General features: G+C 47.5%; 8 protein-coding genes. 5 read left to right on the top strand and 3 right to left on the bottom strand.

Annotation, left to right across the window (positions count from 1 at the left end; genetic code table 11):
• Positions 1–1,660, top strand: a 1,660-nt coding sequence (murJ, locus tag HMPREF1249_RS05260) for a murein biosynthesis integral membrane protein MurJ (RefSeq protein ID WP_039873324.1), incomplete at its 5' end; no start/stop codon positions are given.
• Between the two features lie 83 nt (positions 1,661–1,743).
• A complete protein-coding gene (locus tag HMPREF1249_RS07845) occupies positions 1,744–4,158 on the top strand; it encodes a D-glucuronyl C5-epimerase (RefSeq protein ID WP_008522769.1) in 2,415 nt (804 codons plus the stop codon).
• 228 nt (positions 4,159–4,386) lie between these two features.
• Here HMPREF1249_RS07845 and HMPREF1249_RS07850 read toward each other — a convergent pair whose 3' ends face one another.
• The 3 genes from HMPREF1249_RS07850 to HMPREF1249_RS07855 all read right to left on the bottom strand — a co-directional run bounded on the left by HMPREF1249_RS07850 (position 4,387) and on the right by HMPREF1249_RS07855 (position 7,989).
• Positions 4,387–5,529 carry a glycosyltransferase gene (locus HMPREF1249_RS07850; protein ID WP_008522770.1) on the bottom strand — a complete coding sequence of 381 codons (1,143 nt, stop codon included), beginning with the start codon at positions 5,527–5,529 and terminating at the stop codon, positions 4,387–4,389.
• Entirely contained in the window at positions 5,522–6,604 is a 1,083-nt protein-coding gene (gene wecB, locus HMPREF1249_RS05270; RefSeq protein WP_008522771.1) for a non-hydrolyzing UDP-N-acetylglucosamine 2-epimerase, read from the bottom strand. Before wecB ends, HMPREF1249_RS07850 begins: the two co-directional genes overlap by 8 nt.
• Before the next feature lie 137 nt (positions 6,605–6,741).
• Positions 6,742–7,989, bottom strand: a complete 1,248-nt coding sequence (locus HMPREF1249_RS07855) for a glycosyltransferase family 4 protein (RefSeq protein WP_008522773.1) — start codon at positions 7,987–7,989, stop codon at positions 6,742–6,744.
• A 115-nt stretch (positions 7,990–8,104) separates the two neighbouring features.
• Here HMPREF1249_RS07855 and HMPREF1249_RS05275 point away from each other — a divergent pair, with 115 nt between their 5' ends.
• The 3 genes from HMPREF1249_RS05275 (at position 8,105) to HMPREF1249_RS05285 (ending at position 12,922) form a co-directional block, all read left to right on the top strand.
• Positions 8,105–8,860 carry an N-acetyltransferase gene (locus tag HMPREF1249_RS05275; RefSeq protein WP_008522775.1) on the top strand — a complete coding sequence of 252 codons (756 nt, stop codon included), beginning with the start codon at positions 8,105–8,107 and terminating at the stop codon, positions 8,858–8,860.
• A gap of 345 nt (positions 8,861–9,205) precedes the next feature.
• On the top strand, positions 9,206–11,959 hold the full coding sequence (ileS, locus tag HMPREF1249_RS05280; protein ID WP_021775959.1) for an isoleucine--tRNA ligase: 2,754 nt from the start codon (positions 9,206–9,208) through the stop codon (positions 11,957–11,959).
• Positions 11,960–12,016: 57 nt separating this feature from the next.
• Complete coding sequence (locus HMPREF1249_RS05285) at positions 12,017–12,922, top strand: RluA family pseudouridine synthase (RefSeq protein WP_021775955.1); 906 nt, start codon at positions 12,017–12,019, stop codon at positions 12,920–12,922.
• The last annotated feature ends 45 nt before the right edge of the window (positions 12,923–12,967 follow it).

Raw genomic sequence — 12,967 nt, forward strand, 5'->3', positions numbered from 1 at the left:
AAACAAGACCGCTGCCTCTTTTAACTCAAATAATGCTAAAATAGGCGGCGACTCAAATTATTGCCGCTCGGAGGAACACGTATGGATTGCCATCATAAAGCAACTGAGGAGGATCTTTGAGCTTATGAGGCGCTTCTTTCGCTCGTTTTGGAACAGTCTGATGGGACGCCAGACAGCCCGAGGCGCGGCTCTCGTTTCTATAACTTTTACTGGCCTAGGGAAGGTCCTAGGGTACGGCAGAACGCTGCTCATCGCGTGGCTGTTTGGCGCGTCCGGCGGCGTCGATGCGTTTTATGTCGCGCTGGGTATCCTCTCGTTACTCGTGACGACTGCATCGACGGTTCTGACGTCGACATTGCTTCCTGTGATGGCCAACGCCTCACCTGAGGTCGGTCGGGCATTTTTTGTCCGAATTTGGCGGATCTTCATGGGGGGGACGATCGTCCTACTTCTGGGAATTTCCCTCTTTCCGGGATCGGTTGTCGAATTTTTTGCGCGCAATTTTGACCCTCAGCGGATGCACCAAGCGGCAATCATGCTCCTATGGATGATTCCTTGGACAGTCGGAATGATTCACCAGAGCTTTCTAACAGTCTGGAGCAACCTTCAGGGGAGGTATAGCGTCGTCAGTTCCATTCTGAACATTTGGAACGTTGTTGCCATTGCATTCATGTGGGGGGCTGGAAAATATTGGGGTGAAGTGGCGATTGCCCAAGCGTACAGCCTCTCAATCGTTTTGGTGACGATTTTAATGTGGTTTGTTTTGGCCGACATGCCGATGTCAGCTCAACAAGGCAGTATTCCAAAGGGACTTCGAAGGCAATTTTGGACTGAAGTTCTCATTTGTCTTGGGATTGTGGGCTCAAGCGGACTTTTTCAAGTGGTGGACAGGTATTTTGGGTCTGCGTTGCCTGAAGGCAATATTGCCGCGTTGGGGTATGCGTCAGTAGTCTACACGTTACCGATTCAAGTGCTGGGACCTATTTTTTATGTTTTTCTTGTTAAGTCCAGCAAAGCAAAAACGCTGACAGAGAGTCAAGGTCAGCTTCAGTCGGCTCTGTTGCTTATTTGGGGGTATTTGTTCCCTTGTGGCTGCGTTCTCGCTGTGGCGTCAAAGCCAGTAGTCAGCATATTGTTTGGGCATGGAGCCTTTGGAGCGGACGCAATTGCCCTCACTGCAAAATGTATATCCATGGCTTCCCCGATCATCCCGTTTGCAGCCTGGCAAGGCTTATTATTTCGATATGCACAAGCGCAACACCGTCTGATGTTGATTATGGTTATCAGCTACGTTGGAGTTGTTTTGAACGGCTTTCTCGACTGGCTGTTTCTCCCGTTTTGGGGGGCCCCGGGACTTTGCTTGGCGACATCTCTTGTATGGGGCGCTGTCAGTCTGTCGTATTTACTTATCTTATCGCGGGAGCTTCTAGTTCCAGTAATAAAGCAAGTTTCTTTTTCATCGTGCATTGTACTTGCCATTGCAACGGGATTTTCTCTGATTGGAACTCTTGCTAGCCCATTTCCCTATCTGCTTTTTGCGGGCACTGTAACAGTGGCATACTTTTTCCTTGGTGATTGTTTGGGAATGTTTCCATTTTTGCCAAGTCAGTGGCGTCCTCTTGCACTCATAAAATTTGGGCTTTTGCGTGGGAAGCAGTGATTTAGTTTTCGAGTGATGTATATTGTTTGTAGTATGTCTAAGGTATTTGACAAACTGTTGTGTTATTGCCTAGGAGGTCTAGGATGAAAAAGTTTCTACGGAGGTTTTTTTTTGCATTAGGAATATCGCTAGTACTGTCCATATGCTTGATGGGTAAATTTGTGGAACAATTCCCTAACTTTACAACTCACCTGATGAATGTAATTAGAACGGGAAATATAAAGAATTACAGCGGGTTTTGTTTTGACAAAAATGGTGTTCCGATGATGCTTTTTCGTCGAGGAAATAAAGGTGGAACTTACGTATACAACCCGGTATATATTACAATGCATGCCTTTCGATATTATGACATATGGAAAAATAAAGAAGATTATTCATATTTTTTAAAATATTATGACATCCCGTTGACAGAGGGAATATCACGGGGTGAAGCTGAAAAAAGGTTTATGAACGCCACAAAATGGCTTTTAGATAATATAGTTGAACGTCAAGGTCCTGATGGCAGAATATTTGGTGTTTGGTTGTATAACTTTGGTCTTGACGCTGATGACATTTCTGTGCCGTGGATATCAGCTATGGCTCAAGGAATAGGCATGGAAGCTCTTCTGTTACGCTGGCAGATAACAGGTGAGGAAAAATATTTTGCTGCGGCTCAAAAAATTCTGCGATCATTTCGCATAGCTCATGATGAAGGGGGAGCGACGTATAAAGAAAGTGACTCTTCTTGGTGGTATGCGGAGTATCCTAGAACTCCTTCAGAGCTTCCATCTAGGTACACGCTCAACGGGATGGAACATGTGTTAATTTCCCTCTTCAAATATAAGGAACTTACAGGGTCAAAAACCGCAGGATTTCTGATAAACAAAGGAATTGAGTCTCTTAAAAAACACATAAGCGAGTTTCATGCTCCTTGGGGTTCATATTATGACCTTGTAGGACATATAGCAAATTATAAGTATCAAAATATTAATGCTGAGTTGACTAATCGCTTGGCTACGTTGCTTTCTGATAAGGAACTATCAGGACACTACAGGATGTTTTTGTCAGAACAGTCTCCATATTTTATTCGTCAATTTATTCTGCAAAGACCGAGTTTTTATGACGTTGGAGTTTTACTTATTTTGGCTTTTAGTATGACGGCAATGATCGCAGGAATACTTTACGTTTGTGATTTTAGAAAAAAATATGGAAAGTTATTTTATGAAGTTTGCGGGCATGTTTTCTTTCTGGTGTTCTTTAACATTTTATTAAAAAGGGCCCTATCGGGAGAGCTAAAAGTATACGTGTTATCGCCGCGTACCCCAGGTGTAGCGATGCTCTTGTTCACTAATATAGCGGCTTTCTGTATGTTGCTATTTTCTCTGCCTAAGTATCTGAAGCGCCCGTCCGATGCTGTTAGAACAGGATTGGTTTACTTTTGTTTATTACCTTCAATGCTGCTGTGTCCATATGTCGTTTCTAAGGACGTAGCTACATACATGTTAGCGGTTTTCATAATAGCTGGATTTATATTAACTGGTGTGGCGGGACATGCCGACGATACCACTCACATGGAGAGTCGAGAGAGTCTGGATATGGAAGGGGAGAAGACTGTAATAGTTTATAAAATAATTTCTATAGCGTTGGGGCTTTATATTTTAATTTTCGCGCCAGACTATTTGTTTCGATATATCTCTTTTACGAAAATGTATTCTATACGGCATGAATTAAAAATATTGTCTTCGAGAGCGCCATTTTGGGGATATGCTGTATCTTGGTTAACAGTTTTTTCAATGGGACTTTTTGCATACGCATTGGCATATAGAAGACGAGTGTGGCTTTTTTTAGCTCTCGTTTTGGGGTACGCATCGTTTTCGGTCCAAGCTACAAAGAGCTCTCTTGCGGGGTTTTTATTAATTGCATTTATATTTTTTGTTTATTCAATGCGGTTAAAGGTAGCGGTTTTCTCGTGGAGTTTTGGTGCTCTTTTAGCTTTAGCTCAGTTTAAGTTGCAGGGGTTTGTGAAGTTATATTTTTTAGTATTACGCGTTTTTGCAACACCAGGAATTATTTCAAGCTATTATTTTGACTTTTCTATGCAAAGTCGACCGATCTTCTTCACTGGAAATCTTTTAAAGTTTTTGGGATGTTATCCCTACGAAAGAGAACTGTCTTTTGTACTGGCCAAAAAATATCTGTCCCGCCCGGATACGAATTTAGTTGGAAATTTTATTGCCAATGCGCAAGTGGACTTGCGGTTTCTCGGCATTCTCTGTATGCTCGGCGTAGTGTGCGCTATTTTGAAGCTATTTGATAGGATAGCTGCTGAAAGAGGAGAGAAGTGGAAGTTCTTTGTTCTTTTGTCAATTGCACCCAGCTCATATTTTATGTCAAATACAAGCTTGCCTACGGCTCTATTGACTTTTGGAGTAGGCGTGCAGTTGTTTTTACTCTATATGATGACAAAATACAGAGGGGGTTCTAATATTTTTAAGATGCTCTCAGGGGAAAAGCGTTAGTTTTTGCACCTTTTTGAAAAGAGTTTTCTTCCAGTGTTTTCTTGCCCCTGATGGAGAGAAAAGATAAATTGTACATACACATAACTGGGTAGAAGGAAAATGGTTTAAAAGATGTACATACGATGGATGGACCTGGGCCTTTCTAGCGGCTGGTAATAAATTAATAAATAGCACACGGGCATTCCTGATTGTAGGAATGCCCGTGTATTTTTTTAAGTGGATGAAAAGTTATTTAGGTTCTCTTTTCAAGAGTTGGCGGTAAAGCTCTATAAGCTTTCGTGACTCAATGTCCCAGTTGTATTTCATTTTCGCTGCTTGACAGCCATTATGCCCCATGCTTCTAGCTTCCTGCGGGTGATCCACTATCCAGTGCAGCGCTTTGGCTATAGCACGTGGGTCTGTGGGATCGACGAGAAGACCGCAGGAATTTTCATCAATAATAGCTCGGTAACACGGAAAATTGGAGGCAATAACGGGGATTCCACATGCCATATACTCAAAGAGCTTATTGGGGTTTGATCTTAAATGATTAGGTAATGGTAAAATTACTTGAAGTCCTGCCAGTGCGTGGGGCACAAGTCGAGCAATCTTTTCTTGGGGGACTTGTCCAATGTAGTTAACTTTCGTTTCCCATGTTGATGTTGAGGTTATTTCTTTTTTTAAAGATTCGTGTTCAAATGTGCCAGCCAGTAAAAATGAAGGGAATTTAGGCGGTGTCAGTTTAAATGCAGCAATAATCTCGCGAATAGCCCTGATCTCAGTTATGGCACCAGTATAAATGAAATAGGATCCTTTTTCTTTTACTGCGTCAAGAGAAGGGGCTGGCTTAAAGAGCTGTAGTATGGGGTAATTTTGTACTAAAGTACAGCGTTGTTCAGGAAAACGAAGCGTTTGGCTTGGTAAAACAATAACGTAACGGAAACCAAAGAAACGAGTGAGCCACTCAATAGCAGTTGCACACAACGATAACGGTCGTCTAAGCCAAACGGGAAGCCAATGTTTTGTCAATATTTGCTCGGGTACGTTTTCGTGGACATCGTATATGATTCTATATCCGAATAAGGCTAAAAGACAACCAAGAGGAATGAGCTCGGGGTCATGAAAGTGAACGATTACAGGATGAATTTTTCGTATGATCTTAAAAGCGGGGAAGAAAGTAACAAAAGGGTTAAGAAAACGTCGAACTCTTGGAAAATTTAAATCTCTAATGATAACGCCGTTTTTAGATTCGTCACCTTTCCCATCGTTGACGATTAACGTAACAGGAGCCATTTCGTTAGCTAAGGAAGAGCACTCTTTTGTGAATACTCTTACGTCGTACCGAGAATGAACAATGGTCAAGTGGACTATAGGTGTGTGTTGGTTATCCATTACGTACTCCGGTTAAAGTCTTAATGATGATTTGTGCGGCATTTCCTGTACCATAAATATCAGGCACATAAGAAACCGACTGGGAAAAAGCTTCCGCATATTGTTCTGAGCTTGAGGTCGAAAAATCAAGCAGAATATTCCATCCTATATCGGTCAATTCCTTCCAGCTTGTGTTTTCCATCATGACGCCGCAGCGTTTCCCTAAGTAATATGCTTCTTTCTGTAATCCGCCGCTGTCTGAAATTACGCAGAAGCAATTTTGAATAAGTCCCATCAATTCAAGGTACCCTAGCGGTTGAGTCAGTTGCCAATGATCAATAAGATCCTTTAAGTTGAATTCATCAATTCGCTTTAGTGTCCTAGGATGGATCGGCAAAACAGGAGTTATGGAAAGCCTAGCGCACAAAGAGTCAATTCCTTTCAGAATAGAACGAAGTTTATGGGGCGAATCAACGTTAAAATCCCGATGAAGGGTAATAACAGCATACCTGTTATCAGCAAGTCCAAGAGAATGCTGTTCTGTTGAACGGAAGCGCGGTTTCATTTTAACGAAAAGATCGTACATGATATCACCGGCTAGGACAACGCCGGAGGACTGCCCTTCATGAAGAAGATTCTCAACGCCAAGCTGGGAGCAGCAAAATAACCAAGAAGAGATTCTATCGCAGAGTTGTCGATTGATCTCTTCCGGCATTCCTGTAATATCTTGACGTAGACCTGCTTCAATATGTGCAATCGGTATTTTGAGTTTCGCTGCAACAAGAGCGCCGGCAAGTGTCGTATTTGTGTCCCCGTAAATTAGCACGATGTCAGGTTTTTCTTTGAGAACGACTTTTTCAAATGCGATCATTGCCGCAGCGGTCATTGCTGCATGACTGCCTGAGCCGACATGCAGGAAGTACTGTGGTTGAATAATACCTAACTCTTGAAAGAAAACATCCGACATGTCAGCGTCATAGTGCTGACCGGAGTGAACGACAATATGCTCCCATGGAGTTGCCTGCCGCACAGCGTTGCTGAGGGCTGCTTCTTTGATGAATTGGGGACGAGCGCCAATGAGCGATACAACTTTCATATTTTCACCACCGTGAGAGAAAATGCTCAGGGAATCTATAGAGACGTCAGTAATTGACACCTGAAGAAAAATCCCTGAGATGCAATGTAATTACTTCAACATAAACTGCGCGTATTGATGCACGCAGTAGAACGGAATTATAATGTTTTTTGTAAAATATCGATGAACCGTTGAGCTAAAATTGGATAGGCATGATGATTCAAAACATATGTTTTCCCGCGTTCTCCCATTATTTGTCGCATTTCTGGCGGAGTATCCCAGAGTTTTAATATTGCATTTGATATTGATTCAGGCTCCTCGTATTGAGCAGAATAGCCGCATCTGGAATTTTTTACGATGTTTGGAATATCTCCAAAAGCAAGGATAATTGGTTTGCTTGCCATCATATAATCAAATAATTTATTCAGAGCTAGTCCGGAAGAATATAAAGGAGCACACCTACGATCACCCCCAGCAAACAGAACATCCATTTGTTTTAAAAAGCAAGGAACGTTAAGCTTGGGGAGTGGCGGTAAAAAAGTAGTGTTGTTTAAATTAAAGTCTTTTGCCATATGCTGAAGATGTGCTTTTTCTGTTCCGTCTCCGAGGAGAATGAAATGAACGGCTTTGTTTTTTTGTTGTAAAATCTGTGCAGCTGCAAGAAGAGACTCAAGAGCATTGGACTTTGCATGTCCTCCTGCATAGCCCACGCAAAATTTATTGGCACTGTGTAGCGTATCTAAAACTTTTTGATATTCATTTGGTAATATGTTATCAGTATTAGCCCACTCTTCAGGCATAATTCCGTTGGGAACACAGAAGAACTTGGTCGGATCTAGGCCGTGTTGTTGAAGATGAGGTGACGCTTCGGACAGAAGTGAAATCACTTTGTCCGCATTGCGGCACCAGTAATTTTCAGCTCGCTGCATAATGCGGATAAACGGGTGAGTCGGTTTGTAATTTCCGAGAAGCATGGGACTCATGGGCCACAAGTCGTGAAGCTCGAAAACGAACTGCGCTCCCGTTTTTTTGGCAATCCAATGAGCAGGATAGGCGTCCAAGGGGTATGTCGATGAAGCAATAACAGCATTGAGATGACGTTCTTTTGCGATTCTCGGCAAAAAACGGTATAACTGCAAAATGAAAGACAGCATATTAGCGATTCGTCTCACCCCGTTGCCTGTATATGCAGGGGTTTTGAGCCAAACAATACGGATCCCTTCTTCTGTGGAAGTCGTACAGGCACGAGTAACTTTAGGTTGGCACATTCTTAGATGGGAAAATGATGCTGCTACAATGGTTACGCTGTGCCCTTGTTTTACCCATTCCTTTGCCAAGTACCACGGTCTATATTCCATGCCGAGTTGGGGCGAACCTGCGTAGTGGTTAATCAACAAAATATTCAACGGGATTCTCCTCGCTAATAGATATTTTGTTTTTTGTGGATGAGATAATAAAAAATTAAGAAAACACCCAGTATAACTCCGCTGAGGAACACAGTATAAGAAAGGACGGATGCAAATGCAAAAAGAAAGGAATCTGCAAGGCATGAACGTCATTATCGAAGACGGGGCTGTAATTGATCCTTCCGTCTATATTGGGTATAACGTTATTATCCACTCAGGCGTTGTTATTGGAGCTAATTGTAAAATACTTGATGGAGCGATCCTTGGAAAAGAGCCAGCAAAAGCGATAATGAGCGCGACAACTAGCAGTTCGGTAGAATTGCCGCCCTTGGTCGTTGGCCAAGGAGTAACAGTTGGTGCTTCCTGCGTATTATACCGTGGAGCAGACATAGGCGATAGTGTTTTTTTAGGCGATTTGGCGACAGTAAGGGAGAATGTAACTGTTGGTGAAGGAACCATTATCGGACGCGGCGCTACGATTGAGAACAAAGTGGCTATTGGGAGACGTTGCAAGATTGAAAGTAACGCCTATATTACGGCTTTTAGTGCTATCGAGGACTTCTGCTTTGTCGCGCCCTGCGTCATTTTCAGCAACGATAATTTCTTAGGAAGAACAGAGGAAAGGAAAAAACACTTTCGTGGGCCACGTCTTCGGCTGGGGGCAAGGGTAGGCGCAGGAGCTGTGTTGCTCCCCTGGGTCGAGCTTGGCGAAGATGCGCTGGTCGCTGCAGGGAGCGTGGTGACCCGTGATGTTCCTGCCCGTAAGATTGTTATGGGGTGCCCTGCGCGCGTGTGTCGTGATGTTCCGACCGAACAGCTAATTGAAAATCAGATTTTTTATGATCATGACGATTTAAACAAGAAAGGGTAGACTTTTTGCACCGTTCAGTACGTGTCAAAATGATCTTGCTTTAACGTTAATACAGCGGGATTCGATAGCCTGCTTTGGTTATAGGGCGATGTCTTGACCTGTCGCCGACTGGCTGTTAAAATATTCGCGCATTTTGTCATGTATCTAGCAGAGAATAAGAAAGGGGGAGAGCGGCGTCATGAGGCAAAATAGACGTTTTGGGATTATTATAGATGGCGTGTCTCGCTCTCTCTCGTGGTAGCTCTGACGACGAGCTGACGTTTCATGCCGTGAAAGAGAGCGGGAGAGTCCCGCTCTCTTTTTTGTTTCATGCTCTCGATAATCTCGTGAAGAAAGGTGACTTGGATGGCGCAGGATTATAAGTCAACGCTGCATTTGCCTCAGACGGACTTCCCGATGCGGGCCGGGCTGGCACAAAAGGAGCCCCAGATTCTGGAGTTTTGGAAGCGTAAAGGCGTGTACGACAAACTTCAGAAGAAGAACTTTAACGGGCCGAAGTTCTCTTTTCATGACGGTCCGCCGTACGCCAACGGCGAAATGCACTTGGGGCACGCGCTGAACAAGAGCCTGAAGGATTTTGTCGTCAAGTACCGTTCAATGAACGGGTACGCGTGTCCTTATGTGCCCGGCTGGGATACTCACGGTTTGCCGATTGAATTGAAGGTGTTGAAAGACGGCGGGCTGGACAAGGATTCCATCTCTCCGGTGGAGTTGCGCCAAAAATGCGCCGAGACGGCCCGATATTGGATTGGCCGTCAGAAAGAGGGGATGATTCGTCTCGGCTGTTTCGCCGACTGGGAACATCCCTACATGACCCTTCAGCCCGAGTACGAGGCCGCCGAGCTGGACGCACTGGCTGGGATGGTTGAAAAGGGGTACGTGTATCGAGGGCAGAAGCCGGTGTACTGGTGCATTGACTGCCAGACCGCTTTAGCCGCTGCAGAAATTGAGTACGGCGACGAGACGTCTCCTTCAATCTTTGTGGCCTATTCGATGGAAGATTTATCTTCCAAGTTCCCTGAACTCGCTGGTGAGCCGGTGAGCGTGGTCGTTTGGACGACGACGCCGTGGACTCTTCCGGCCAGTATGGCTGTCGCTGTGGGGCTCCAGTACGATTATGGCTTTTACCGAGTTGAGAAGCGACTGTACCTTTTGGCCTGCGGCATGGTTGACTCGGTGGCTCAGGCGACGGGGCTGACGTTTGGCGAGCCCGTCCTGACTGTTAAAGGTCAGGCTCTTGAAGGCTGCGTCGCGTTTCACCCGTTCTTGGACAGAAAGACGCCGATTGTTCTGGCAGATTATGTGACGCTCGACGCGGGGACCGGCTGCGTTCACACGGCGCCCGGGCACGGCGTGGAGGACTATGAGACGGGCTGCCGGTACGGGATTGAGATTTACAACCCGGTGGACGGCCACGGGCGCTTCACCCCTGACACCCCCTTGGTCGGTGGTATGGACATTGAGAAGGGCGCGCAGACTGTGATGCAGACGCTTCGCGACAGCGGGCGTCTTCTAGGCGTGAAGAAGATCGTTCACTCGTATCCGCATTGCTGGCGGTGCCATAAGCCGGTGGTTTTTCGTTCGACGGATCAGTGGTTTATCAACGTGGAGGCGTTCCGCGAAGAGGCTTTGAAGGCTATCGACGAGGACGTCAAGTGGATGCCCACTTGGGGGCACGACCGGATTTATAACATGGTGCGCGAGCGGTCCGACTGGTGCATTTCCAGACAGAGAATCTGGGGAGTTCCAATTCCTGCCTTCACCTGTAGCCAGTGCGGCGAGACGATCCTGACGGCCGATCGGATTCGGGTGGTGAGCGCGCAGGTCGCGCGATTTGGAAGCGACTATTGGTGGTCCAAGGACGCGGAGGAACTGCTCGGTCACGAGTTAGCTCGTTGTCCTCACTGCGGCGGAGCGCTGAGTAAGGGAACAGATATTTTGGACGTGTGGTTTGATTCCGGCGTGAGCCATTTTGCGGTGCTCAAAGGGCGTCCAGAACTTTCGTGGCCTGCCGACTTATACCTTGAAGGGGCCGACCAGCACAGGGGCTGGTTCCAGACGTCACTTTTGGCGTCCGTAGCGGTGACAGGAAAATCGCCGTATAAGGCCGTCCTGACGCACGGGTTCTTCATGGACGGCGAGGGCCGGAAAATGTCCAAGTCCTTGGGCAACGTCGTTTCGGCTCAGAAGATTGTCGAGAAGTACGGCGCTGACATTCTCCGCCTGTGGGTTGCCTCAACCGATTACCGTTCAGATATGAGAATTTCGTACAAGATCGTCGATTCCCTCGTCGAGTCGTACCGGCGGATTCGCAACACGGCTCGGTACTTGCTCGGCAACCTTCACGGCTTTAACCCGTCAACAGATCGGGTGCCGTACGAGAAGATGGGCGAGTTCGACCGTTGGGTTCTCGCGCTGCTGAATCGGACGATCCGTCGGGTGACTGAGAGCTATGAGAATTACGAGTTCCATATCCCGACGATGACGATTCATCAGCTGTGCGTCAACGAGCTCAGCTCGGTCTATTTGGACGTCAACAAGGACCGGCTCTACGCAGATCCTGAAAACGACACGGCTCGGCGGGCGACTCAGACGGTCATGTGGGAGCTTCTGACGACTTTGACGCGCATGTTGGCTCCGGTACTGAGCTTTACGTCCGAGGAGATCTGGCAGGCGGCGAAAGAGATTGATCCCTCCCTTGAAGAAAGCGTCTTCCTCGCCGAGTGGCCCAAGCCGAACGAGTCGCTGATCGACGAGGAACTGCTGGCCCGGTGGGATAAAATTCTGGCGGTCAGAGGAGCGGTCAGCAAGGCGCTGGAGGAGGCGCGGGCCAGCGGTCAGATCGGCCAGTCCCTCGAGGCAGCGGTGACGGCTTCGCTGCCGGAGGAGTACCGGTCCTTGCTAAGCGAAAGGGAATGGAACGACCTGTGCATCACTTCCAGCTTCAAGCTAGGAGAGCTGCCCGGGGTTCCTGCCGATGAAATGGGCGTGGCCCTGAGCGTCAGCCGCGTTGAAGGGCAGAAGTGCCCGCGCTGCTGGAAGTACGTGACGCACTGGGACGAAAACGGGCTGTGCGATCGCTGCCACAGCATTATTTAGCAGACGGGCTCGGAGTCTTCCGAGCCCGTTTTTCAGCGGTCTTTCAGGAGGCGTTTCATGGATTCCCGACGAATCGTCGTTGAGCCTTCGGACGCAGGCAACAGGCTGGACCTGTACCTGTCAGGCCAGCTTGAGCTGAGCCGCAGCGCGGTCGGCCGTCTCATTTCCGGCGGTCTCGTCTCTGGCGTCGGAAAGGTTAAAGCGTCCCGCGTTGTCGTTTCAGGAGACTGGTTTGACGTTTCTATGCCAGAGCCTTCGGAGGAGAGCGTGGTTCCGCAGGACGTGCCCTTTCGTACGGTCTACGCGGACGACTGGCTGGCTGTGGTTGAAAAGCTGGCTGGGATTGCGGTTCATCCCGGCGCGGGGCGAAAGGACGGCACGTTGGTCAACGGACTGGTAAAGACCTTCGGCCCCCTCCCTGGCGTGGGACTTCGTCCTGGGATTGTTCACCGGCTTGATATCGGCACGTCAGGTCTCATGGTCGTGGCTCGCACGCCGCAGGCTTATCTCTTCCTTCAGAGGGAGTTTTCCCAGCGCCGAGTGGAGAAGACGTACCTCGCTCTTGTCCACGGTTGGATTCCAGCCAGCCAGGGGACGTTGGACGGGCCGATCGGCCGGAGTAGGTACGACCGGCTGAAAATGGCCGTTCGGGCCGACGGCCGCCGAGCCGTGACGAGGTACAGAACTCTGTGGACGCGAGGAAGCCTCTCTTTGACGGCCTGTCGGATTGAAACAGGGCGAACGCACCAGATTCGGGTGCATATGGCTTCGATAGGGTGTTACCTTGACGGCGATCGGCTCTACGGGCCAAAGGACGTGAGCCGGCACTTCCTTGAGGGGCGGGTGTTCCTGCACGCGTGGCGCCTTTCGTTTCATCACCCGTCCGACGGCCGGACGATGAACTTTCGCTCTCCCTTGCCTGATGAGCTGATAGGCGTGCTGAAAAAAATTCGGTCAGAATAAAGGAGCCCTTCAGTTTGAATGGCTCCTTTTTGAATGGCTCTATTG

This window comes from Jonquetella sp. BV3C21 (genome assembly GCF_000468895.1).
In the GTDB taxonomy this organism is placed as follows: Bacteria; Synergistota; Synergistia; order Synergistales; family Dethiosulfovibrionaceae; genus Jonquetella; species Jonquetella anthropi.